Raw genomic sequence first — 22,453 nt, 5'->3', positions numbered from 1 at the left:
CTCGCCCTCCCCCTTCAACAATCAGGGTTCAGGACAACGGGTCAGCCTCACATCCGGTGGGGAACGCCGTTCCTGTCGAGGAAGTCACGCATGCGGTCGTAGGAGGCGGCATAGCTCTTCGCGAGCGTGTTGAGCTGCGCTTCCTGATAGACGGCTCGCCACCCGCCTTCGGCGAGGGCGGACTCCGGCACGACAGGGATCTTCAGGGTCTCGGCCAGTTCCTGGCTGCGCGTGTCATAGGCGACGAGAACGCCCGGCACGCCCTGCGCCACCGCCGGCAGCACGCCGTGGACGCGGTAGCCGACCGCAAGATCGAGCCCCTGCGCAAACGCGTCATAGCGCTCGACATCGAAGAAGGTGAAAAGCTGTTTCTCGTAGATCCGGCGCATCGCCGCATCATCGGCGCCGCTCCACCAGCCCGTGTGAACGAACTCGGCCACCGCCTTCTCCATCGCCTTCTCGTCGCGCAGGAAGAAGGCTTTCTCCTCCTGCTCGCCATGCGAGGACATCACCATCTCGCTCTGGCGATCGACCTTGAGAAGCGCGGCCTTCTGGTTGCGCAGATAGGCCTCCGGGTCGGCGGTATAGCTCTTGTCCGCCTCGCGCCTGAGGCTGAAGGCGACCTTGCGGATCTCACGCTGGTCCGGAACCCGGATGGCGAGATCGCGCTTGCGGGTCCGAAAGATCGAGGGGCAGCCGACCACCTCGACATTGCGAATGCCGTTATGGCGCAGCGTCTCGGCGCTGAAGGCGCCGCGCACGCCGATCGCGGCGCAGCGGTCGGAAACGATCTGCCAGAACCGCTTCGAGGCGTCCGACAGTTCAATGGCGCGGTTCTGGCTCGCCTGCGCGCCGACGCCGATGGCGTAGACCGGCAGCTTGACCTTCTCCAGCACCTCGACGGCACGGAACCACTCCATTTTTTCATGGATGAAATTCGAGCCGCGGACGAAGACGTAGTCGAACTCGCTGGCATAGCGCTCGATATCGGCCTCTGTCGGATTCATGATCTTCATCGGCTCGAGATGCGCATAGCGCAGCAGCTTGAGCGTCGAGTCGAAGACGATCATGTCGCCGATGTTGAAATAGTCGGAGAGCAGCTTCTCCATCGGCGCCCGGTACCAGCGCACCTTGTCGTGCTCGTAGACCTCTCCGGCCGGGTAGATCACCAGTGCGCGCAGCCTTTTCTCGGTCGCGATCGGGGCGAGGCCCGAGCCGGGCGCGATCTTGCCGCTCTCGGCATCGAGCACCGCGATCTCGCGCGGCCGACCGTCCGCGAGCCTGGGCAGCGGGATGGTGAGCTCGGCGACGACGGCATCGCCGGTTATCACCGCGCCCGGCTGGATCGTCGCATAATCCTGGCCGTCGAGCCGCAGGCGCAGCGCCGGCCAGGCCCCATCGGGGCGCCTCGCGACGGAGACGACGATCTCGTTCGTTGTGGCACGCAGAATTTTCAAGGCTGGTCCTTCACGATGTGAATCTTGACGCGGACGAGGTCGCGCTCGGGACCGAGCTTGCAGTCCTTCACCCGCATCCGGGTCATGAACAGGAACGCCTCGTCCCCGGTCGTTTCGAAATTGCGCGAGGTGGAGTCGGGGTCGGCAACCGCGCCATAGGCGTAGCGGGTCGTGTCAGCGCAGTTCTTGCTCCACATCGTCGGATGCACGACGAGCGTCTGCAGCGGCGACCAGCGCAGCAGATCCGCGGACCAGCTATAGGCGACGCGGCCGCCCGCGATCCCCTGGCTGGGGTCGGGACCGAGATGGAGCACCGCCAGATAAAGTCCGCTCGGCTCGTGCTTCGTGACGGAGCCGACCGTGGTCGGCAGTCCCTTGAGCGGCTGGCAGGGCTTCGCCTGCGACAGGTCCTCGCGATAGGGATCGACCGCGCGCACCGTGTAGTCGGTGCCGTCAAAGGCCCGCCACGAGGCGGAATCCTTGATGTCGGTGCTGCGGAACAGGCAGACGCCCCCCTTCTGGCCCTCGCCGCCGGTGGTCGCGATCAGCGCATACCAGGCGCCGTCCCGCTCGATGATGTTGGACGGGTTGAAGAAACCGCGATGGCGCCCCTGGCCGACATCCTGGCGGAACGCCGGCGCGGCGACGAGCTGGCGCGGCTCTGCGCTGAAATGGCGCCCGCCATCAGTCGAATGCGCTGCCGTTACGACATTGTACCAGCAGCTCATCCTGTCCTTGAAGCGGCAGGCATTGCCGTAGCGGTCGGCATGGTATTCCGCATGCATCAGCCCGAAGACGTCGCGACCGTCGCTGGTCCATGTCGCGGTCAGCCAGTTCTTGTCGCTGAACTCGCTCGGGTCCGGACTGCTCTTGGCCTCGAAGGAGACCGAACAGGAAATCCCGATCCGGTCGAGGCTGGGGCCGGCCATGGCGCGGTTGCGGTAATTGCTGGCGAAGGCGACCACCGCGCCGTTCTGATTGCGGAAGGCCCGCAATGGCGCGTCTGGAATATGCCATTCCTCGCAGCGCTGGCGCGACCAGGCGTAGACGGTCTCCTCCGTGGCGCCGGGAACGATCTCGACGCGATAGCCGGGAGCCTGCGCAAATGACAGGTGCGGAACGGCGAGCAGCGGCAAGGCCGCCAGCGTGGCCGCAAGGATGGTGCGTTCCACCATCAGGCCACCTTTCGTTCGGCCTCGGGAATGGCGGGGGCGACCGCCGCCCTGACCGCCGGGGCGCGCATCTTGGTGTCGACCTTGTTCTCGACCAGGAAGTCGCGCATCGCGGCGTAGACCTGGGCATAGGTCGTGTTGAAGCGGTCGAACCGCGCCTGATCCCAATGCTCCTCCAGCCTGAAATCCTGGCCGGAGAAAACGTCGAAGCTCGGGATCTGGAAGGTCTCGGCGAACTCGACCGTGCGGCTGTCATAGGTGAAGTAGATCGAGGGCGTGCCGTTGGCGAGCGCCATCAGGTTGCCGTGCAGCCGGTAGCCCAGCACGAGGTCGAGGCTGCGTACAAGATTCTCGTAATCGGCAACCACGTCCGAATAGAACATCCGACCGCGATAGAGCGCCTCCATCGCCTTATCGAGGTACCAGGAGGTGGCCCACTCGTTTCCGCGCAGCGCCGCCATCGCCTCCTCCTTCTGCTCCGGCGTTCCCAGCGCGAGTTTCTTCTCCTCGATCTCGCCCTGCGCCATCAGCGTCGCCTCGAACCGGCCCGCCAGCGACTTCACGAGGTCGCGGTGGAAGGTGAGGTAGCGCTTGATGTCCTGCGCATAGGTCGGCGAGACCTCGCGCCGCAGCGTGATGCCGACCTTCTTCACGCTGTCGAGCGCAGGCAACTTGATCGCGAGATCCGGCCTGTTGGCGCGGAACGCCGTGGGGCAACCGATGATCCGGACATTCTTGATGCCGATCTCGTTGAGAATCTCGGCCGAATAGGTGCCGCGCACGCCGAGCGAGGCGGTCGAATCCGCCATCAGCCTGAGCACGGTCTTGGTGTCCTCGCTGAGCTCCAGCTTGCCGCTGACCGGCGCCTGCGCGCCAATACCGAAGGCGATGACTGGTATCTTTAGCCGGCGCAGCACATCGGCCGTCTGGTTCCATTCCATCTCGGCATGGACATAGTTCGAACCGCGCAGGAAGACGTAGTCGTATTCCGCGTTCATCCGGTCGATCAGCGCCATGTCCGGATTGGCGATCGGCAGGACGTCGAGCTTCTCGAAATTGAGCAGCTTCAACGAGGAGTCGAAGACGAAGGCGTCGCCGATATTGTGGTAGTGGTTGATATGGCTCGCGAGATCCGCGTGCTGGTACCAGCGCACATTGTCATGGTCGTAGACCTCTCCCGATGGGATCATGACGAGGATGCGGGCCATGGTTCTGTCTCCCCTGGTTTTCGTGTCGGCTTCTTCTGGCATCAGGCGATCATCGGCGTGGCCGCGCGGCTGGCCGGAACCGGCATGCCGCGCTGCTCGATCAGGCGCTGGTAGAGCGCGATATGCTGGGCGGCGCAGTCGATATGGGTGAGCGGACGGGTGATCCCGGCGCGCAGGCGCGACCAGAGATCGGGCTCGCTCAGGGCGCGCGTCATGCAGTCGACCAGATCCTCCGAGCTGCCCGAGCGGAAATGCAGGCCGTTGACCTCGTCGACGATCTTCTCGGCCATGCCTCCGATATTGCTCGAAAGGATCGGGCGGCCGTGGAAATAGGCCTCCTGGATCACGATCGGCGAGTTCTCCCACCAGACCGAGGGCATCACCACCCAGTCGACCGAGCGCATCAGGTTCGGCATCTCGTGGTTCTGGAAGGCACCGCAAAAACGCACCCGCCGGCCGGCATTCTCGACGAGTTCGGCGAACTTCTTCTTGTAGGCCTCGGGCTGGCGCTCGAGATTGCCGCCATAGACGAGCAGGATGGAATCCTCACCCCAGACAGCTTCCGGGATGCGCGTGACCGCATCGATCAGCACATCGGCCCCCTTGTAGGGCGTGAGCTGGCCGAAATAGGCGAAGCGCGAACGCCGTGCCGTCTTGTCCGGCAAGGGCCGGGGCGGTGCGACCTCGGCAACGTCGATGCCGTTCTCGATCACCGAGAAGCGATCGGCCGAGAGGCCCCAATCCTGGTAGCGCTCGGCCAGGAAGCGGCTCGGCGAGATGAAATGATCGGCGAGATTGAGCATGCCCCGGATGAAGGTCTCGCGCGCCAGGAAGCGGCCGGGCGCGATATCCGGGAAGCAGGCATTGCAATCGGTCGGCGAGGCCCGGTAGCAGAGCTTGAAAGCGCCGGTCTTCACCATCTGGCCGTGATGATGGCAGATGCTGAGATATTCGTGGAAGGTCACCACGATGAGAGCGTCGGGCAGCGTGTCCCGCACCGCGAACAGGCATTCGAGCCCGAGCCCGATGAAATGGTGGAAATGCACCACATCCGGCTTCAGGTCGCGCAGCACGCGGACGAAATCGCGCTCGATCTCCTCGGTGTTCCGGTTCGAGAGCAGGAAGTGATCGTATTCCTCGGCGTAGTAGAGTAGCTCGCCGCCGCGCTGGCGCAGGCTCATCAGTGCCGTACCGGCGTGACGCGGCGTCGGCGAGCCGACACGGGCAAGGTAATGCGCGTCGAGGCCTTCGCTTGCCTGCAGGCCCTTGTGCAGATTGTAGGAGGCGATTTCGGCGCCGCCGAGAGACAGGGTCGGGTGTCCATGGGACACGACGAGTACGCGCATCATCATCCTCGCATGTTCGAAACGGCCAGCGCCCAGCGACGGTCGAAGCTGGAGCGGTCGGCGAGCTGGGCAAGCGAGACCAGATGCGGCCGCGCCATCTCGCCATCATCGACGACGTAAACCTCGACCTCCGGCACCCAGAGCGAGGGGAAGCCGTTCATCCTGAGCTTCAGGCAGAGATCGAGGCCCTTTTCGGCCGTCGTGAAGTAGTTGCGGGCGAAACCCCCGGCTTCGATGAAGGCAGCGCGCGACATCACGCAGCATTCGGTGGCGCCGGCCGCGACTTCCATCGGACCGAGATTGCCGATCGCCTCCAGGGGATAGCCGACGAAGCGATTGAAGACACGCCGGCTCGGCCCCTCCCCTTCCATCCAGGCGCCGGCCCAGCGGATCGAGTTGTCTTCGAAAAGCAGCGTGGGGCTCGCGACGCATTGTCCGCCACGCGCCTTGAAGGCGCGCTCGAGCCGGCCAAGCCAACCGGGCATGCGGATCTGCGCGGCCCCCGAGAGTAACGCGATGGTCTGGAAGCGGCAGGCGCGCGCGCCGGCCTCCATCGCGTCGCAGGCGTCCTCGACCCCATCGACGAGCGCAAGCCGCACGGCGAGGCCGTAGAAGCGAGCAAGCCGGCGTGCCTCGGCACCGACCCGGTCAAAGCTCTCGCCGGGGACCGCGAGCACGATAGGCACCGGGCGTATCTCGGGGTCGATCGCAAGCAGGGCGAAGAGCGAGGAGAGCTCGCGCTGGCGATGGTCGAGGCCGATCACCAGCCCCAGATTCGCATCAGCCTTGAAGGCGCCGATATCGATGGTCTCGATCACGCGCGGCGGGGCGATCTCGGCGGCCTGCAAGGCGGGAGCGATCTGGCGTTCGACCACTGAGGCTGCGGTCGAGGATTTCGGATCAAGCAGCGCGAAGACGCGTTCGAGCGTGCGCCGCGGCTGGCCGCGCCCGGCCTCCAGGGGCAGGAAGGCAGGGCCGGATCCCTCGATCTCGAACTCGAGATAGAGCGGCTGGCCGGGCTCAGGCGTGAGCTTCGGTGCGAAGACGATGAAGCCGTGGCTGTTGCGCCGGCCGCCGAGCATATGGGCAAAGCGCGGATCGCCTGCAAAGGCATCGGCGACGTCCGGACGCGACACGCGTGTCCAGACGCGGTCGAGCACGCAGGACTGGCTTCCGGAGCGCAGCGTCACCGCGCTGACATGACGGTCCGGATCGAACAGCCAGCCGATGATCAGGGTGCCGGTGCCCTCCACGATGGTCGCGTCGTCGATGCCGGCCCGCACCGGCGCCTCCAGCAATGCGACCGTGTCGCGGCCGTCGAAGCGCTGCGAGGCACGCCGGAGCTTGTCGGACGTCGCCTGCGGCGCGCTGCCGCGCTGCAGCCCGTCGCGCAAATGGCCGGGAACCGTGATCGGTTCGAGCAGGACATGGCGCTCATAGACATCGAGCGCGCGCCAGCCATCCGTGGCGCGGAAGAACAGCCGCTCGATCTCGCTGGGATGGCGGATCTGGCATTCTTCGAGCAGGCCGAAGAAGCCTCGCGCGCCGTCGGCAAGATCGTCGCGCTCGAAGGTTCCTGCCTCCAGAACGGCGAAGGACAGCCCGCCATGGGCGATGAGCAGCTTGGTCCGGCCTGCCGTGAAATCGGAGGTCCAGCCCTGAATGAAAACGCCGTCGTCGATCGGCCCCATGACCTCGACGAAGCCGCCGGGCTTGGCGATTGACTGGAGCAGCATCGAGGCTGCACGCAGGCGGCGCGGATTGGGTTTTCCGGCGAGCAGGATCTCCAGGAGCCCGTCGACAACCATCGGGAAAGCCTGCCCCGAATCCTCGGCAAGGCCGGCAAGGAAGGATTGCAGCGGCAGCGGCTTCGACGCTAGCACGAGGCGCAGCGGCCGGCCGGGGCGACCGAGCAGCAGGGCGCCGGAACCGGAGCGGTCGGTCGCGGGCGCGGGTGCGAGGCAAAGGAAGCCGATGGCTGCCGAGGCTTCGGCCTGCGGCCGGCGCCAGGTCAGCGCCATGGTCTCGGCCTTGTTGCGCGGATTGCCGTCGACGGCGACAGGCACCTTGCCCGGCATCGCGTCGCAGGTGCTCATGATCAGGATGGCGTTCTCGCCGAGCGGCGTCCAGGCGACGGTCGGCGCCGGGCTGATCCGGGTCTGATCGGGGACGATCACTTCACTCATCGCATCACCGGTCCAGCAGGATCAGGGTCAGGGTCACGAACGACATCAATGCAGCGAGCCCGGAGAGCGAGCCGAGCAGGATGGTCGCCTGCCGCATCGGGCGCTGCGCCTCCTTGCGGATCGTGACCAGGCGCTCATCGAAGCTGCGCAGCGTCGCATCGAAACGGAGCTGGAAGACATCGAGCTCGGCCAGGCGCTGGGAAATATGGTCGGCGCGCGCGGCCTCCGCGGCCTCGTCGCGCTGTACGCCGCTGCCCGCCATGCGCGTCGTCATCTCTTCGAGTTTCTCGACGAGTTCCTTCTGGGCGAGCTGCCCACGCCGGTTGAGCGCGATCAACGCCTCGACGCGATCGAAGAAGCGCGCAAGCGGCACCGCGATCGCAGCCTCGGCTGCGAGCTCGGCCGGCGGCGGCAATCTGAGCTCGAGCTCGACATCCGTGCTCGGAGAGACGCCGACGATGCTCAGTCGGTCGCGGGCTGCGACCAGCGTGTCATCGAGTTCCATCGCAAAGGCATGGCGCCCGTCGCCAATGCCGTTGCGGCGAAGGTCGATGCGGCTCTGGTCGGCGACGGCTTCCATCGCAACCCGCCCATCAAGCTTGAGCCGGACCTTGAGCCGCTCCTCGGGACGGGTTTCATCCCAGATCCAGCCATGCAGGCGGTTGCCGTCGAGGGCATCGACACGGCCATTGAGGCGCGCCGGCACGACATTGGGCAGCCGCTCGGTTCCGTCGGGATCGCGCATGACCGTCATGCCGCCTCCGCGAGTGTGAGCCTGTCGAACAGCGCGAGATGCGCCGTGGTGCATTCAGCGATGGTCGGCTGGGGCCGGATGCCGTCGACGAGGCGATCCCACAGGCCCTTCTCCTCGACCGCGCGCCGCAAGGTGCGGGCAAGCTGGGCTGGATCGCCCGGCCGGACATGCAGCCCGTCGATGCCGTCCCGCACCATCTCGGCCATGCCGCCGATGCCGCTGGCGATGACGGGGCGGCGGTGCTGGAACGCCTCCTGGATGACGAGCGGGGCGTTCTCCCACCAGATCGAGGGCATCACCACCCAATCGATCTCGGCCATCAGCTCCGGCATCTCCTCGCGACGATAGGGACCGCAATGGGTGACCGTGCCGTCCGAGGCCGCGAGCGCCGCCTCGAACTCCGCAACGAAGGCCTCGCTCTGGAACGGTGCCCCGCCATGGATGCGTACTTCGAAGCCGCGCAGGCCCGAGGCGCTGAGCAGCGAGGCTGCCTTGACCAGCTCCACAACGCCCTTCCAGGGATTGACGTTGCCGAAATAGCCGAAGCTGGCACGGGGCCCGCGCTTGGCCCGGTGCGGTGCCGGCTCGTGAGCCGGGCGCGCGTTCTCGATGATGTCGATGCGGTCGCCCGCCAGCCCCCAGTCGACATAGCGCTGGCGCAGGAAGCGGCTCGGCGCGACGAACTGATCGACCGCTGCGAGATGGGTCTTCAGGAAGCGCTCGCGCAGCAGGAAGCGGTCGGAGCCGATTCCGGGAAAGCAGCCCCGGCAGCGTGTCGGAGAGGCTGCGGTGCAGCGCTCCTTGTCGGTCGGCCGCACCATCAGCCCGTCATTATGGCAGATCGGGTAATAGTCATGCAGCGTCATCACGATCTTCACCGCCGGCAGGAGGCGCCGCGCCAGCGTCAGGAACTCGGCCCCGATCAGCACGAGATGGTGGATGTGAATCACATCCGGCCGGTATTCCTGGAGCAGGCCGGCGAGATCCTGAAGGGTGCCGTAGTGATCGATCTGGCTGAGATAGAAGCGGTCGAAATGGCCACTCCACAGCAGGACATCGCCATCGGTTCCGGTAGCCTGCAAGGCCGTGCCGGGATGCGCCTCACGGTGGATCGCGTTGGTTGCGCCGAGGAAGAGCACGTCGCAGCCCTGCTCGCGGTAACCGCCGGCGAGGTCGTGAGCCAGAATCTCGGTGCCGCCGGGATGCAGGTCGGGATGGTTATGAGCGACGACGAGGATGCGGCGGCTCATCGGCTGCGCTCCGGCTTGGTCGCGATCAACACGTCCTGGTAGTGCGGTGCGTTGATGCCGCGCCAATGGCCGCGTCCAAGGCTCTCGACGAACAGCCCGGCAGCTTGCGTCTGCGCGATCAGGAACTCCTCCTCGATGCCGGCGGCAGCGAGCGGCGCCTCCTCGATCGCGTACCAGCCCGGCCCATCGCGCCAGCGCTTGAATTTCAGGCGCTCCTGCCCCGTCGGCTGCCCGTCAATGGCGAAGGCGGTCAGGAACAGGCGTCCGCCCGGCGCAAGCAGGCGGCAGGCCTCCTTGAGGTAGACCGTCAGTTCCTCCGGCGGCAGATGCGTCGCCACAGAGACCATCGTGATGAAATCGAAGCTCTGGTTCGCGAAGCCGAAAGCGACTTCGGTGCCGGGCAGCGAACCCTGCGGATTGTAGAGGGGATGAGCGATGTCAAGCCGCTGAAAGCGGAAGCGCGGGTAGACCGGCGTGATCGTCTGGGCACACCAGAGGATGCCATCCATCACGGGGTCGACGCCGTCATAGCTCGCTTTCGACGGATCGAGATACTGCGTCAGCGGCACCGCCATGCGGCCGATGCCGCAGCCGATGTCGAAGACCCGCTCCGTCGGCTTCAGGCGGCCGATCCGGACGTAATGGCCCAGGAATTCCGCGCCGATCTCGCGGTAGTCGCCGTCACCGACAAAAATGTTCTCGGCCGGGGGATGCGGCAGGAAGCGATTGGTACGGATATGGTCGAGCAGCCAGTCGAATTCCTTGCCGGGGGGGCTGAGGATCGTGCCCGGGCTGGGCTCTATGGGACGCAGTGCCAGGGTCGCCGTCATGCAGCGCTTGCCCTCCTGAGGACGGTACGGGGAAGAATTTCGGCGTCGCGCGCGGGCGCGGCCTTGCGCGGCAGAGCCGATTCATCGGCCATCAGCGCTTCGATCTGGGCGTCCCAGCGGCCCGTCTGCAGCCAGGCATTGTGCTGCGAGGCAACGCCGCGGGTGTAATCCAGGCTCTTGGAGATCGACTGGCGCTCGAGATGGTAGAGCGCGACGGACGGCACATATTTGATACCGAAGCCGGCCTGCCGGATCTTCAGGCAGAGGTCGCTATCCTCGTAGTCGCCGATGACATAGCTGTCGTCGAAGCCACCGACCTCGTTGAAGAGCGCACGCGGCAGCACGATGCAGGCACCGGTGACGCCGGGTACGAGCCGCTCGACATTGGCGGGCCGATAGCTGCCCGGCATGCCCTTGAAGTAATGATGGTTGAGCCAGACGCCGTGACGGTCCCGCTTGAAAAGGAGGCCGGCATGCTGCAGCGAGCCGTCGTCATAGAGCAGTTTCGGCCCGACTGCGCCGACACGCCCGCGCCGGTCGAGCTTGCGCGCCAGCGCGGGCAGCCAGCCGGCCTCGCTCGGGATCACATCCGAATTGACCATGGCGAGCACATCGCCACGCGCCGCCTCGGCCCCGGCATTGCAGGCGGCCGAGAAACCGCCATTGCGGCCCATCACCACGAGCTGGATCGGCAGGCCATAGGCAAGGTGCAGGCCGCCGAGCAGATGCGCGACCTCAGCCTCATGCTCGGGGGAATCGAGCACATAGATCAGCTCGGCCTTCTCGACGAACCAGGGATCGGCCGCAAAGGCTGACACCTGGATCCGCAGAAAGTCATAGACCCGGTAGAGCGGGACCACGACCGAGACACTCGGCCGATCCGGCAAGGAGCCGATCGTCCGCACACGTGGCTCCGGCAGGCTGTCGCGCAGCGCGGACTGGCACGCGGCAAGCACGGGAGCGAGGCTCTGCTGCAGGATTTCAGCCGTAAGATGCTGCGGCGGGATCGAGGCCAGGGCCCGGGCGCGGATGGTCGCAATGTCGGCGGGCTGCGTCGCCGGGCGCAGGAAAAGCGTGGTACCCGATCGCAGCTTCAGCTCGCAGCGCGGCTGCAGGACCGGAGCGCCGCAGGCATAGTCGGGCACGAGACCGAGGAAGCCGGTCACGGCCCGGTTGTCGCCGCCGGGCTCTGCCATCACGGCCGGGAACCGCGCGATCCGGTCACCGATCGGGCTCGGCGCGCCGGTGCTGCGGTGAATGAGGATCTGATCGAGCAAGCCGTCCAGATCGCGGTACCACCCCCCGAGCAGCAGGCCGGCAGAGGTCGAAACGGCGAGATCGAGCTCGGCCGAGGGCAGGTCGTCGTGACGACGGACGCTCTGGACCGGCAAGGGCAGTCGCCTCTGCATCTCGATCGCGAGCAGGCGCCCCTGTTCGGACTGGCCGGCCAGTTGCTCGACGAGCCAGCTGCGCAGATCGTCGCGCTCACTGGCCTTCCCGGCCCACCAGCGGCCAAGCGTCGGCGCCGTGGCGCGCTCGGGAAGGGCCCGGACGATCAACCCGACATCGCTTTGCAGGACGAGCAGCCCCGCTCCGCGCGGCTGGGGCTCATCAAGGACCAGGTGCAGCGAGCGGCGGGCACTCCGGTCAGGTTTGCCGAGCCTCGGATTCGCAGCGATACGCGTCAGGCTTGCGGGGCCGAGCCAGTATGCCACCTTGATCGCGTCGAGGCGCCCGGGCACCGAGGATTCAAGAAGGATCTTACCGTCGGGCAGCGCAGCGACCGGCAACACAGGCGTCGGTTTGCGGGAAAGTGCGAGCAGGAACTGGCGCAAGAAGGCGAGATAGGCGGTCGTCTCCCGCAGGTTGAACAGGGTTGGCCAGGTCGCGATCAGGGCGTTTGCCAGGGCAATCCTCGCGGCCGGCGTCAGCTCGCGCAGAATCTCGGGCGCCTCCGCCATTGCATGCACGAATTCGGGATCGAAGGAGACGGCCTGATCCGGACCGAGATTGCCACCGGACAAGGTCGCGACGATCTCGTCATGGCCGGAATGCCGGAAGACAGAGACGATCCGGGTGCGCCCGTCGCCTAGACCCAGCGTCAGCGAGGCGGAGGAAACGCGCCGCTCCCGGCTTGCCAGCGATACGACCTGCCGATCAGCGAGCGGTCCGTCGAGGCTCCAGCTCAGCAGGAACACGGAACCACAGAGCCGCAGCAACTCGGGATTGGAGTTTTGGTCTCCGACCAACTGGGTCGTCGTGATCGTCAACATGGCTCAACTTCCGACGTGTCAGGGTGCGACGCCGGCCGGGAGTAGCCGGCGTCGCGAGGTCGTTACGCGACGGTGAAGTAGGAGTTCGGATCGCTCTGGACGTCCTCGGCGGTGACGCCGACGAGAGTGAGCGAATCGCCGTTGCCGAGATCGACAACCGCATTGCCGTTGACCGTCGTCGTCCGCGCGGCGAGGTCGTCTGCCGAGGTAACGCCGGTGCCGTTGATGTCGGAGGCGATCTGCAACATGTCGTGACCGGCATCGAAATCGAGCACGAGATCGTTGCCGCCGCCCCCTTCGAAGACGAAGACGTCGTTGCCGGCACCGCCGGACAGGATGTCGTTGCCCTCCCCGCCGAAGAGCAGGTCGTCGCCCGAACCACCCTGGAGGATGTCGTTACCCTCGCCGCCCATCAGGACATCGTTGCCCGAGCCGCCCTGGAGCAGGTCGTTGCCGAGACCACCCTCGAGCACGTCATTGCCGGAGCCGCCCTGGAGGATATCGTTCCCTTCGCCACCGATGAGAACGTCGTTGCCGGAGTCGCCCTGCAGCAGGTCGTTCCCCTCGCCACCCATGAGCACGTCATCCCCCTGGCCGCCGGAGAGCAGATCATTGCCCTCGTCGCCGGAAAGGACATCGTCGCCTTGACCACCGAAGAGGATATCGCGCCCCTCGCCACCGAAGATGACGTCATCGCCTTGGTCGCCGAAGAGGACATCGTCGCCGTCTTCGCCGAACAGGACGTCTGCTCCATGGCCGCCCTTGACGACGTCGTCGCCGGCACCGGCATGAATCACATCGCTGAACCGTGTCCCGATCAAGAAGTCGTCGAACGCGCTGCCTTCTATCGTGGCCATAGTCACCTCCTGGAAATGAACTGAGGCGCCCCGAGGGTCTCGGCGCGCATTCGCCAAAACACCTCGCAAAACGGCGCCGCCCCAATGACGATCAGATGACTCGTCATTGCTCAACGGAGCTAAGCCTACCGAATATGTGCGATGCAGCAAGAGATTTGTTGTGACAATATTATGGCGCGAAAAGATTTACTGGCGTTAATTCTCTAATTGCCAGACGTTATACATTGAATGAATTTCAAAATTCGAAATATAAATCGAAACGTATTCTTACTTTGCTGAATTCACTGCGAAAATTCGCACCGACCGCCCCTGTTCAGTCCTCCCGGAATGCCCGGTTGAAGCTCTCGGCGAAGGGGGCCAGCAGATAGTCCACGGCGCGCCGCGAGCCGTTCACGATCAGGACCTCTGCGGCCATGCCGGCATGAAGGGTGACCTTGTTCTGGGCGAGACTCTCTGGCGTGATCTCGGCCCGGACAATGAAATAGGCGACGCCGGACTTCTCATCGACAAGCTGGTCGGCAGCGACATAGGTCACCTTCGAGATCAGCGGCGGCATCAGCCGCGCATTGAAGGCGGTCAGCCGCACCCGCGTCTCGGCACCGAGCTTAACCGAGTCGATGTCGCGCGGATCGACCTTGGCCTCGACGATCAGGGGCTCGCGCTCGGGCACGATGTCGAGAATGGCCTCCCCGGCGGCAATCGCACTTCCGGCGGTCCGCGCCCGGATATTGGCGACGATACCCTCCTGCGGGGACATGACCACGAGGCGGCGCAGCACGTCCTCAGCCTGGACGATGCGCTCGACCACCTCGGACAAGGCGAGCTGGCTATCCTGCAGATCCTTGGCGATCTCGTTCTGCCGTTCGAGGCCGAGCGAGGTGATCTCGAGCTGCGCGCCTGCGACCGCCTGCTCCGCCTTGGCCTTGCGGGCCGCGGCCTCGCCACTGCGTCCGGCAAGCTCGCTCTGCTTGGTCTGGAGTTCGACAAGCTGGCTGCGCTTGGCATAGCGCTTCTCGTAGAGGTCCCCGACCACGCGGACCTCCTCGTCGATCAGGCTACGCTGAAAGCGCGTCGCCTCGATCTGGGCCTGAAGCGCCTCGGTCTCGGCCTGATGCTGCTCGATGACACGCTTCTGGATGCTGATGCGCCCGTCATAGACCTGGGTGCGCGCCTGGAAGAGCTTGCGTTCCGCTCTGATCACCTCCTGCGCAATCGGCGTTCCGGCCATCTTGAGATCATCGGGAAAGTCGATCTCCGTCGCGTTGTTCTGCTCGGCGCGCAGCCGGGCCAGCCTGGCCTCGAAGCCGACGCGCTTGCCGTGGAGCTGCTGCAGCTCGGCGCGGGCACGTGCATCCTCGAGCCTCAGCAGGGGCTCATCCTTGACGACGCGGTCCCCTTCAAGCTTGAGCAGCATCTTCAGGACGCCGCCTTCGAGATGGCTGACGGTCTTGCGCTTGCTGTCGACCACGACGGTACCGACCGCGACGGAGGCATTGTCGAGCCTTGCCGTCACCGCCCAGGCCCCGAAACCGCCGAAGCCGATCGCGATCGCGCTGACACCGGCCAGCACGAGATTGCGCAGCGAGGGCATCCGCTCCTCCGGCTCCTCGACGGGAGTGACCGGGATGAGCGCGCGGCTCGTGCTCATGGGGGCTGGGAGCTTGCTCACGCCGTCACCTCGCGGGGCTTGCTCGCACCGGCCTGCGGCTTGGGTTCGATCTCGACGAGGCCACCAGGCGTGATCATGCCGGCGATCGCGGAACGCGGTCCGAACTGGGCGATCCTGCCCTCGCGCAGCACCAGGATCTTGTCGACGATCTGCATCACCGAGGGGCGATGCGCGATCAGGATGACCATGGCACCGCCCTCGCGCGCGGCATTGATGGCGCGGATCAGGCTCTGTTCGCCTTCCGCATCAAGATTGGCATTGGGCTCGTCCAGCACCAGCAGGCGCGGCGCGCCGTATAGCGCCCGGGCAAGGCCGATACGCTGGCGCTGGCCGCCCGAGAGCTTGAAGTCCCCGTCATTGACGTTCGTGTCGTAGCCGAGCGGCATGCGCCCGATCAGCTCATGCACGCCGGCAGTCCGAGCGGCCTCGAGAATGGCCTGCGGCTCCGGAATGCGCATCCGGGCGATATTGTCGGCGATGGTACCGTTCAGCAGCGAAACCGATTGCGGCAGATAGCCCACCATGGCGCCGAAGGAGGCGCGCTCCCAGAGATAGACATTGTGACCGTCGAGATAGACGCCGCCGACATTCGGCTTCAGAACTCCGACGAGCAGCCGCGCCAGAGTCGATTTGCCGGCTCCGGACGGGCCGACGATGCCGAGCACTTCGCCCGGCGACAATGAGAACGAGACACTCTTGATGACGGTCTGCTCTGCCCCGGTCGGCGCGTAAACGACGCGGTCGATCACCAGATCGCCCTGGGTCGGTGGATTGGCGGTGGTCTGGCGCCGTGACGAGCCGAGCAGCAGCAGATCGCGCACGCGCTTCCACGCGGCGGCCGCGAGCACCCATTGCCGCCAGTCGGAGATCATCGAATCGAAAGGCGCCAGCAGGCGGCCGAGCAGGATGCTCGCCGCCATCAGCGTGCCCACCGAGACTTCGTTCCTGATGATCAGCGTGGCACCGGTCGCATAGATCGCGAGCTGCATCGTCATGCGCGAGGCGCGGGTCACCGCTGCAATCAGCTTGCCGCGGCGCGTGCCGAGATCGAGCAGCTCGATCATCGCCACCTGTTTGCCGCGCCAGCGCCTGGCCAAAGCCGGCAGCATACCCATGGCCTCGATCGTCTCGGCGTGGCGCAGACTGGCGCCGACATCGTTGATGCTGGCGACGCCTTCTTCGTTGGCCTCCTTCAGCACACGGCGCGTCAGCACGTCGGAGAGCACGCCGAGCATCAGCAATATGATCAGCGAGATCGCGCCGACGAGCCCATAAACCGGGTGGAAGGCAAAGAGCACGGCAAGGAAGATCGGCGACCAGGCCGCCTCGAGCGGCGTCGCAATGGCCGAGCTCGCGATGAAATAACGGATATCGTTCAGGTCGCGAATCGCCTGGGTGGCCTGGGCCGAGCCCTGTTCGAGCGAAGCACTGACCGCCGCTTCCAGCGCCGGCAGATTGAGGCGCCGGGCGAAGCCGCTCGCCATGGTCTGGAAGGTCAGGGAGCGAATGAACTCGATGACACCGTAGAGAACGAGACCAGCGATCGCGATCACCAGCAGCATGGTGAGCGTGTCGAAGCTGCGGCTGACGATGACGCGGTCCTGCACCTGCACCATGAACATCGGCACTGTCAGCAGCAGGATGTTGACGCAGAAACTCAGGAAGGCCGCATAGGCAAGGCCACCGGCAAAGGAGCGCTGCAGTTCACGGATCAAACCATCGGGCGCCGAAGCTGCGACCTTCATTCATATCTCCGTTGCAGAGGGGTCCGGATCGGCCAGGGTGACGGCCAACCATCAACCACAAAATATCGCTAGAAGGGGACACGATCGATTACTAGCATGTTGCGCTAGGAGTGTCGTTATGATGACAGATAAAGAATCGAATATCTTCGATTATTAAAGAGGAATATGGCCAAAAAACGCAATACTTTGAATTTTGAAACAGTTTATACATATCAAAAAATTGCTACAATCTTAGTTTCCACATATCGTCGATGGCATGTGCTTTGCGTATAGGCTATTCCACTCCAGAAGGGGTTTTCTTCGGGCGGGGTGCCCAATTTCAAACCAGGCGGAGTAGAGAATGCATTCGAAACCGCAATACGGCGCCCAGTTTTTGGGTGCCGCAGTCAACGGCCAGCCCGGCCGACCAGAGCGGAAAACTGATTCGGACAATGGAATTTCGAGGAACACCGTCACCCAGCTCGACCTCGCCCGTCTGATCGACAGGGTCCACCGGCGCTTTCTCGACTACCTGCGCCTGGAGTTGACCCGGCTGGGCGTCGATGATGTTTCGCCCTCGCAGGTGATGGTGCTGCTGACGATCGGCACTGGGGAGATCGCGGTGCGCGACCTGCTCGACCGTGGCTATTATCTCGGCTCGAACGCCTCCTATAACCTCAAGCAGCTGGTCGAGAGCGGCTACCTCGAGCGCGGCGCCTCGCCGCGTGACCGGCGGCTAGCCCGAATCTCGCTGTCTCCCAAGGGCCAGCTTCTGGTCGAGCGCCTCAAGCAGCTCGATGAGAGCAATCAGTTCGGCCCGAGCCAGGATCTCGATGTCGAACCGGACATGCGGACGGCCTACGACACCTTGCGGCGTCTCGAGCAACTCTGGAGCGACGCCCTGCGCTATGGAGGGGTTCTGCTGGCGTCATGCGCGTCTTATTCGTTCATCGTTCAGGATCTGGTCAATTCGCTCACCTGATCGGGCGCCTCCTCGGCGACGGCGCCGAGGTGACGCTGGTCACGGAACATGCGGAAGCCGTCCGTCCCGGGCTGCGCCAGATTCTCTACACCGTCAGCGGACCCGTAACGGCGAGCCCCAGCCTCGCCGCGACGGAATATCACGTCAGGACAGGCGAAGCCGTGGCCTCCGTCCTGCGGCGACTGCCGCGCAATGAACGACCCGACGTCATCATCGGTCATACCGGCTGGGGTGGGCTGCTCTTCGCGAAGGACGCGCTGCCAGCCACGCCGGTGATCGGCTATTGCGAGTACTATTACAACGATCGGGACTCGGATTTCGATTTCGAACCCGCGGACGAAGCGACGGACGCGGAGCGCATGCGGCTGAGAATGCGCAATGCCGCGCAACTCCTCACTCTGCAGGCCATCGACGCCGCCTATACCCCGACGCGCTGGCAGCACCGGCAATACCCTGCCAGCATCCGCGACCGGATCGCGATCTGCCATGACGGCATCGATACGCAGCTATGCCGGCCGAATGCGGAGGCCAGTTTCACGCTGCCCGATGGCGAGGTGATTCGCGCCGGCGACAAGATCGTCACCTTCGCCGCCCGTGACCTTGATCCCTATCGCGGCTATCCGCAATTCATGCGCGCCGCCGCGCTGGTCGCGCAGGCAAGACCCGATGCCCGCTTCATTGTCGTCGGCGGGGATGGCGCAGGTTATGGCCGGCCGCGTCCGGATGGGCAGCTCTGGCGAGATGCGATGCTGCAGGAAACCCGGCTTGGCGAGCGCCTCGTTCACATTTCCTGGCTGGCACATCAGGAGCTTCGGCGACTGTTCCAGGTCTCCGCGGTTCATGTCTATCTGACTGTGCCCTTCGTGCTCTCCTGGTCCCTGCTGGAAGCGATGGCCTGCGGCTGTCTGGTCGTCGGCTCACGCACACCGCCGGTCCAGGAGGTGATTACCGACCGCCGCAACGGGCTGCTCGCTCCGTTTCACGACGTGCCGGCCCTGGCAGCCACGATCGTGCAGGCACTCGAACGGCGGGGCGAGCTCGAGGGCCTGCGCTGCGCGGCACGGGCGACAGTGCAGGCGAGATTCGAACTGGAAAGCTGCCTCGACCGACATATGCGCCTGATCGAGAGAGTGGCGGCACAGGGCGATCCCACGGGGACGGAGATGCCCGGCTGAAGCCGCGCTATTGCACCATTTGATCAGGGCCGCGCTGGAAGGTCATGGCCTCGGTGATCAGGCGTCCGCGCCGCATCGGCTTCACGCCGGCCTCCTGCCAGCCATCGGCCATCATCAGCCGCGCCACCATCCTGTGAATGCGCTTGAGATGGGTAGCGGGATCGCAGGATAACCAAGTTCCGCAGGTTTCTTCGATGAGTGTGACCAAAGGCTCGAGAGGAGGATCCCCCTGCTCGGCTGCGTATTGCAGGGCCGCATAGCCGGCCGGGGAGGAAATGATCTCCCAGACTTCGAGCGGTTCAGTTCCCCTCATCATGGTTGCCGGCCTTTCCGTCTGCCCGGCAGAACCGGACCTATTACTACCGCGAGTAGAAAATCCTGCGTCCGGCCGCCATCGGATGCAGAATGCAGAACTATACTACCGTTTCATTGAGGAAGGAAAGTGCCGGGCGTCGTTCCGCGAGCTCTTGGGCCGACGAATCCGGAGGGAATGGACCGCCGCGGGCGCGTCGTCCGCGGCATCAGGCTGCCGTCACAGCCGCGCAACAGCACCAAACTCCCCGGAAGCGAGGCCGTGCCGCATCTCGAGGCGTAATGCGTCAGCCCACCTGCCTCGTCTCTTGGCATGCCTCCCAGAGGCGGCCGCCGATCACGATCCCCGCCGCCGTCAGGCGCTCGGCCCCCTGCAGGATCGCGCCGGTCGAATCGACATAGTCGAAGGCCCCGGCCTCAAGCGACAGGATCGAGATGTCGGCGATCGCCCCAGGGGCAAGCGTGCCCAGCTCCGGACGCTCGATCGCCTGCGCTGCATTGACCGTCGTGCGCCTGATCACCTCGTCCAGCGGCATGCCGAGGCAGAGAAACTTTGACATCGTCGTCGTCAGATCAAAGGCCGGCCCCTCGATGCACAAGGCATGGACGTCGCTGGAGATCGTGTCCGGAGCAAAGCCGTTGGCGAGCATGGTGCGGGCGACGTCGAAGGAGAACGAGCCCATGCCATGGCCGATATCGAAGATGATGCCGCGCTCGCGCGCCTCACTGACGGCCGGCAGCACGCCGCCATCGCGCGTCACGGGCGAGTTCGGGAACGGCCGGAAGCAATGGGTCAGCACATCGCCGGGGCGCATCAGGGCGAGCACCTGCTCGAGCGTCGGAGGCGGGTGATCGATATGCACCATCATGCGCATGTCGAGCCGCTCCGCCGTCTGGCGCGCGATTTCGAGCGGGACGAGACCGGCAGTACCTGACGCGTGATGGCCGACGCGCACCTTCAGACCGGCGAGCACATCGCGATTGGCCTCGGCGACCGCGAGGGTGTCGATCGGCGCCAGCAGGCGCTGGTCACCGCTCTCGCCGACCATGATGGTCTTCGAGAACGCATAGATGCCGGCAAAGGAGATGTTGAGATAGGCAACGATTCGCACGGGGCAGGTGTCGATGACATGCCGGCGGAAGCCATCGAAATTTCCGGCACCGGCACTGCCGGTATCGACGAGCGTGGTGCAGCCGCGGCGCGCGAGGATCAGCGGGTCGACACCCAGCGACGTCCCGCCCCAATAGACATGAGTGTGCAGGTCGATCAGGCCGGGCGTGACGATCCTGCCGGAAACATCGTGGATCTGCGGAGCGTCCAGGCGCGGCGCCAGGGCTGCAATGCGTCCGTCCGCGACACCGACATCAAGAACCGCATCGATGCCCTGGCCGGGGTCGACAACCCGCCCGCCGCGCAGAACCAGATCGAGAGAGGACATTGGTTACCCCTGGGTCATATGGAATTTAATTACAGAGCCAGATAGAAATATCAATCACTTCGGCGCAAATTCACCCTTATATTGCTATGCAGCATGAAATTTGGCGATTGACAGATGCCATTTGCGTAATAAATTTTCATCACCCTCACAATAGGCAACGCGAACGGCAGGGAGAGGCCAATGCGGAACCGCGATCACAATCAGAATTCTGTCACCCGGCGCGGACTGGGCGTCCTGGCAGCGGCCCTTGGCGCCTCGGCTGCGCTGATGCCGATGGCGGCCATGGCGCAGAGCGCATCCAGCGCCAATCTTGCCATGGTCGGCGAGCCGCAGTCGCTCGATCCGATGGCGTCGACCGCAGATCTGGTCGGAACGATCATGCAGCACGTCTACGAGCCGCTGTTCACCTTCGATGCGAACTGGGCGACGCAGCCGATGCTGGCGGCAGCACTGCCGACGGTGTCCGCGGACGGCAAGACCTACACGATCGAGCTGCGCAAGGGCGTGAAGCTGCATAACGGCCGGGACCTCGATTCCGAGGACGTCGTCGCCTCGCTGAAGCGCTGGCTCGAGATGACGCCGCGCGGCAAGGGTCTGGCGAAGAGCATTACGAGCCTGACCGCCAAGGGCCCGTCGACCGTCGAGATCCAGCTCAGCAAGGTCGAGCCGGCGCTGCTCGCCCATCTGGCGCTGCCCTCCGGCTTCGCCGCGATCATGGCAAAGGAATCGATCGCCACCCCGCTGACCGAATTCGTCGGCACCGGCCCCTACAAGTTCCGCGAGCGCAAGCCGGACCAGTTTGTCGTGCTGGTGAAGCATGATGGCTACGCCTCGCGCAGCGAGCCCGCCTCCGGCTATGCCGGCAAGCGCGAAGCCAAGATCGACGAGCTGCGCTTCATCCCGGTGCCGAGCGCCAATACCCGCGTCGAAGGCGCCATCGCCGGCCAGTATCAATTCGCCGACCAGCTGCCGGTCGAGAGCTACAAGAAGGTCTCCGCCGCGAGCGGCACGCGCCCCGTGCTGACCATGCCCTTTGGCTTCCCGTATTTCCCGACCAACACCAAGCAGGGGCCGATGGCCGACCTGAAGGTCCGTCAGGCCTTCCAGATGGCCCTCGACCTCGAAGAGGTGATGATGGCCGGCTTCGGCGAGCCGAAGTTCTTCGCACTGGCGGCCGAGCATTTCCCGAAGGGCTCGCCGTTCTATTCGGAGGCCGGCAAGGACAAGTACAGCAAGCCGGACGTCGCCGGCGCCAAGAAGCTGCTGGCCGAGGCCAAATATGACGGAGCGCCGATCCGTATCCTCAACTCGAAGCAGTATGATTTCCATCACCGCATGGCGCTGGTGATGGCCGAACAGCTCAAGGCCGCCGGCTTCAAGGTCCAGCTCGATGTCGTCGACTGGGCCACCCTGGTCCAGCGTCGCGGCGACCCGGCGCTGTGGGACATCTACATCACCCACTCGGCCTTCCTTCCCGAGCCGATGCTGTCTCCGCCGCAACTCGGCGAAGGCGCTCCGGGCTGGTGGTCGAGCCCGGCCAAGGAGGCCGCGCTCAGCGCCTTCAACAACGAGCCCGACCCGGCGAAGCGCGGCGCGCTCTGGGGCAAGGTCCAGCAGGTCGTCTATGACGAGGTGCCCTATATCCGCGCCGGCAACTTCGCCGCACTGGCGGGCGCCTCGCCGAAGCTGTCCGGCTATGCGGCAATGCCGTGGCCGTCCTTCTGGAACGTCGCTCTCGCCAAGTAAGGCGCAAGCTTGATGTGGCGGGGTGCGTTCGCGCGCCCCGCCACAGTCGTATCCGCTTCCCGCGAAAGGAGCG

The 22,453-nt window shown here is 65.1% G+C and carries 17 protein-coding genes; 3 read left to right on the top strand and 14 right to left on the bottom strand.

Going from position 1 to position 22,453, the window contains the following annotated elements; genetic code table 11:
- Nucleotides 1–47 precede the first annotated feature (47 nt).
- The 12 genes from AB4118_RS16590 to AB4118_RS16535 form a co-directional block, all read right to left on the bottom strand.
- On the bottom strand, nt 48–1,457 hold the full coding sequence (locus AB4118_RS16590) for a polysaccharide pyruvyl transferase family protein (protein ID WP_441490767.1): 1,410 nt from the start codon (nt 1,455–1,457) through the stop codon (nt 48–50).
- Complete coding sequence (locus AB4118_RS16585; RefSeq protein ID WP_441490766.1) at nt 1,454–2,632, bottom strand: glycoside hydrolase family protein; 1,179 nt, start codon at nt 2,630–2,632, stop codon at nt 1,454–1,456. The genes AB4118_RS16590 and AB4118_RS16585 overlap by 4 nt, the downstream gene beginning before the upstream one ends.
- Nucleotides 2,632–3,837 (bottom strand): polysaccharide pyruvyl transferase family protein, encoded by a 1,206-nt coding sequence (locus AB4118_RS16580; RefSeq protein ID WP_441490765.1) that lies wholly within the window; start codon nt 3,835–3,837, stop codon nt 2,632–2,634. The genes AB4118_RS16585 and AB4118_RS16580 overlap by 1 nt, the downstream gene beginning before the upstream one ends.
- Before the next feature lie 41 nt (nt 3,838–3,878).
- Nucleotides 3,879–5,186: a glycosyltransferase family 4 protein gene (locus AB4118_RS16575; protein WP_441490764.1), complete on the bottom strand. Its 1,308-nt coding sequence runs from the start codon at nt 5,184–5,186 to the stop codon at nt 3,879–3,881.
- Complete coding sequence (locus AB4118_RS16570; protein ID WP_441490763.1) at nt 5,186–7,369, bottom strand: glycosyltransferase family 2 protein; 2,184 nt, start codon at nt 7,367–7,369, stop codon at nt 5,186–5,188. The genes AB4118_RS16575 and AB4118_RS16570 overlap by 1 nt, the downstream gene beginning before the upstream one ends.
- A 4-nt stretch (nt 7,370–7,373) precedes the next feature.
- Nucleotides 7,374–8,123, bottom strand: coding sequence for a hypothetical protein (locus AB4118_RS16565; protein ID WP_441490762.1), 750 nt, complete (start codon nt 8,121–8,123; stop codon nt 7,374–7,376).
- Nucleotides 8,120–9,373 carry a glycosyltransferase family 4 protein gene (locus tag AB4118_RS16560; protein WP_441490761.1) on the bottom strand — a complete coding sequence of 418 codons (1,254 nt, stop codon included), beginning with the start codon at nt 9,371–9,373 and terminating at the stop codon, nt 8,120–8,122. The genes AB4118_RS16565 and AB4118_RS16560 overlap by 4 nt, the downstream gene beginning before the upstream one ends.
- Nucleotides 9,370–10,203, bottom strand: a complete 834-nt coding sequence (locus AB4118_RS16555) for a class I SAM-dependent methyltransferase (RefSeq protein WP_441490760.1) — start codon at nt 10,201–10,203, stop codon at nt 9,370–9,372. Before AB4118_RS16555 ends, AB4118_RS16560 begins: the two co-directional genes overlap by 4 nt.
- Nucleotides 10,200–12,476, bottom strand: coding sequence for a glycosyltransferase family 2 protein (locus tag AB4118_RS16550; RefSeq protein ID WP_441490759.1), 2,277 nt, complete (start codon nt 12,474–12,476; stop codon nt 10,200–10,202). The genes AB4118_RS16555 and AB4118_RS16550 overlap by 4 nt, the downstream gene beginning before the upstream one ends.
- Before the next feature lie 62 nt (nt 12,477–12,538).
- Nucleotides 12,539–13,333, bottom strand: coding sequence for a calcium-binding protein (locus AB4118_RS16545; RefSeq protein WP_113517019.1), 795 nt, complete (start codon nt 13,331–13,333; stop codon nt 12,539–12,541).
- Nucleotides 13,334–13,646: 313 nt separating this feature from the next.
- Nucleotides 13,647–15,002, bottom strand: coding sequence for an HlyD family type I secretion periplasmic adaptor subunit (locus tag AB4118_RS16540; RefSeq protein WP_441490758.1), 1,356 nt, complete (start codon nt 15,000–15,002; stop codon nt 13,647–13,649).
- Nucleotides 14,999–16,747: a type I secretion system permease/ATPase gene (locus AB4118_RS16535; RefSeq protein WP_441490757.1), complete on the bottom strand. Its 1,749-nt coding sequence runs from the start codon at nt 16,745–16,747 to the stop codon at nt 14,999–15,001. The genes AB4118_RS16540 and AB4118_RS16535 overlap by 4 nt, the downstream gene beginning before the upstream one ends.
- A gap of 340 nt (nt 16,748–17,087) precedes the next feature.
- Between AB4118_RS16535 and AB4118_RS16530 the strand changes: the two genes are divergently transcribed.
- Both AB4118_RS16530 and AB4118_RS16525 read left to right on the top strand, forming a co-directional pair.
- Entirely contained in the window at nt 17,088–17,708 is a 621-nt protein-coding gene (locus AB4118_RS16530; RefSeq protein WP_441490756.1) for a MarR family winged helix-turn-helix transcriptional regulator, read from the top strand.
- Nucleotides 17,709–17,737: 29 nt separating this feature from the next.
- Nucleotides 17,738–18,883 carry a glycosyltransferase gene (locus tag AB4118_RS16525; RefSeq protein WP_441490755.1) on the top strand — a complete coding sequence of 382 codons (1,146 nt, stop codon included), beginning with the start codon at nt 17,738–17,740 and terminating at the stop codon, nt 18,881–18,883.
- Nucleotides 18,884–18,890: 7 nt separating this feature from the next.
- Here the strand turns inward: AB4118_RS16525 and AB4118_RS16520 are convergent, their stop codons facing one another.
- On the bottom strand, nt 18,891–19,199 hold the full coding sequence (locus tag AB4118_RS16520; RefSeq protein ID WP_441490754.1) for a hypothetical protein: 309 nt from the start codon (nt 19,197–19,199) through the stop codon (nt 18,891–18,893).
- 283 nt (nt 19,200–19,482) lie between these two features.
- A complete protein-coding gene (locus AB4118_RS16515; RefSeq protein ID WP_441490753.1) occupies nt 19,483–20,634 on the bottom strand; it encodes an amidohydrolase/deacetylase family metallohydrolase in 1,152 nt (383 codons plus the stop codon).
- Between the two features lie 180 nt (nt 20,635–20,814).
- On the opposite strand from AB4118_RS16515, the gene AB4118_RS16510 reads away from it, so the two are divergent.
- A complete protein-coding gene (locus AB4118_RS16510; RefSeq protein WP_441490752.1) occupies nt 20,815–22,380 on the top strand; it encodes an ABC transporter substrate-binding protein in 1,566 nt (521 codons plus the stop codon).
- Nucleotides 22,381–22,453: the final 73 nt, after the last annotated feature.

The organism is Allobosea sp. 2RAB26 (genome assembly GCF_052115465.1).
Taxonomy (GTDB): Bacteria; Pseudomonadota; Alphaproteobacteria; order Rhizobiales; family Beijerinckiaceae; genus Allobosea.
The sequence above is the reverse complement of the archived record's forward strand: the minus strand, read 5'-3'. Positions and strand labels throughout refer to the sequence as shown.

What these genes read in the sequence shown, in the direction of transcription:
- AB4118_RS16535 (WP_441490757.1), bottom strand. Translation starts at nt 16,747, where the DNA reads ATGAAGGTCGCAGCTTCGGCGCCCGATGGTTTGATCCGTGAACTGCAG.
- AB4118_RS16560 (WP_441490761.1), bottom strand. Translation starts at nt 9,373, where the DNA reads ATGAGCCGCCGCATCCTCGTCGTCGCTCATAACCATCCCGACCTGCAT.
- AB4118_RS16550 (WP_441490759.1), bottom strand. Translation starts at nt 12,476, where the DNA reads ATGTTGACGATCACGACGACCCAGTTGGTCGGAGACCAAAACTCCAAT.
- AB4118_RS16515 (WP_441490753.1), bottom strand. Translation starts at nt 20,634, where the DNA reads ATGTCCTCTCTCGATCTGGTTCTGCGCGGCGGGCGGGTTGTCGACCCC.
- AB4118_RS16570 (WP_441490763.1), bottom strand. Translation starts at nt 7,369, where the DNA reads ATGAGTGAAGTGATCGTCCCCGATCAGACCCGGATCAGCCCGGCGCCG.
- AB4118_RS16510 (WP_441490752.1), top strand. Translation starts at nt 20,815, where the DNA reads ATGCGGAACCGCGATCACAATCAGAATTCTGTCACCCGGCGCGGACTG.
- AB4118_RS16580 (WP_441490765.1), bottom strand. Translation starts at nt 3,837, where the DNA reads ATGGCCCGCATCCTCGTCATGATCCCATCGGGAGAGGTCTACGACCAT.
- AB4118_RS16520 (WP_441490754.1), bottom strand. Translation starts at nt 19,199, where the DNA reads ATGATGAGGGGAACTGAACCGCTCGAAGTCTGGGAGATCATTTCCTCC.
- AB4118_RS16575 (WP_441490764.1), bottom strand. Translation starts at nt 5,186, where the DNA reads ATGATGCGCGTACTCGTCGTGTCCCATGGACACCCGACCCTGTCTCTC.
- AB4118_RS16545 (WP_113517019.1), bottom strand. Translation starts at nt 13,333, where the DNA reads ATGGCCACGATAGAAGGCAGCGCGTTCGACGACTTCTTGATCGGGACA.
- AB4118_RS16555 (WP_441490760.1), bottom strand. Translation starts at nt 10,203, where the DNA reads ATGACGGCGACCCTGGCACTGCGTCCCATAGAGCCCAGCCCGGGCACG.
- AB4118_RS16530 (WP_441490756.1), top strand. Translation starts at nt 17,088, where the DNA reads ATGCATTCGAAACCGCAATACGGCGCCCAGTTTTTGGGTGCCGCAGTC.
- AB4118_RS16585 (WP_441490766.1), bottom strand. Translation starts at nt 2,632, where the DNA reads ATGGTGGAACGCACCATCCTTGCGGCCACGCTGGCGGCCTTGCCGCTG.
- AB4118_RS16565 (WP_441490762.1), bottom strand. Translation starts at nt 8,123, where the DNA reads ATGACGGTCATGCGCGATCCCGACGGAACCGAGCGGCTGCCCAATGTC.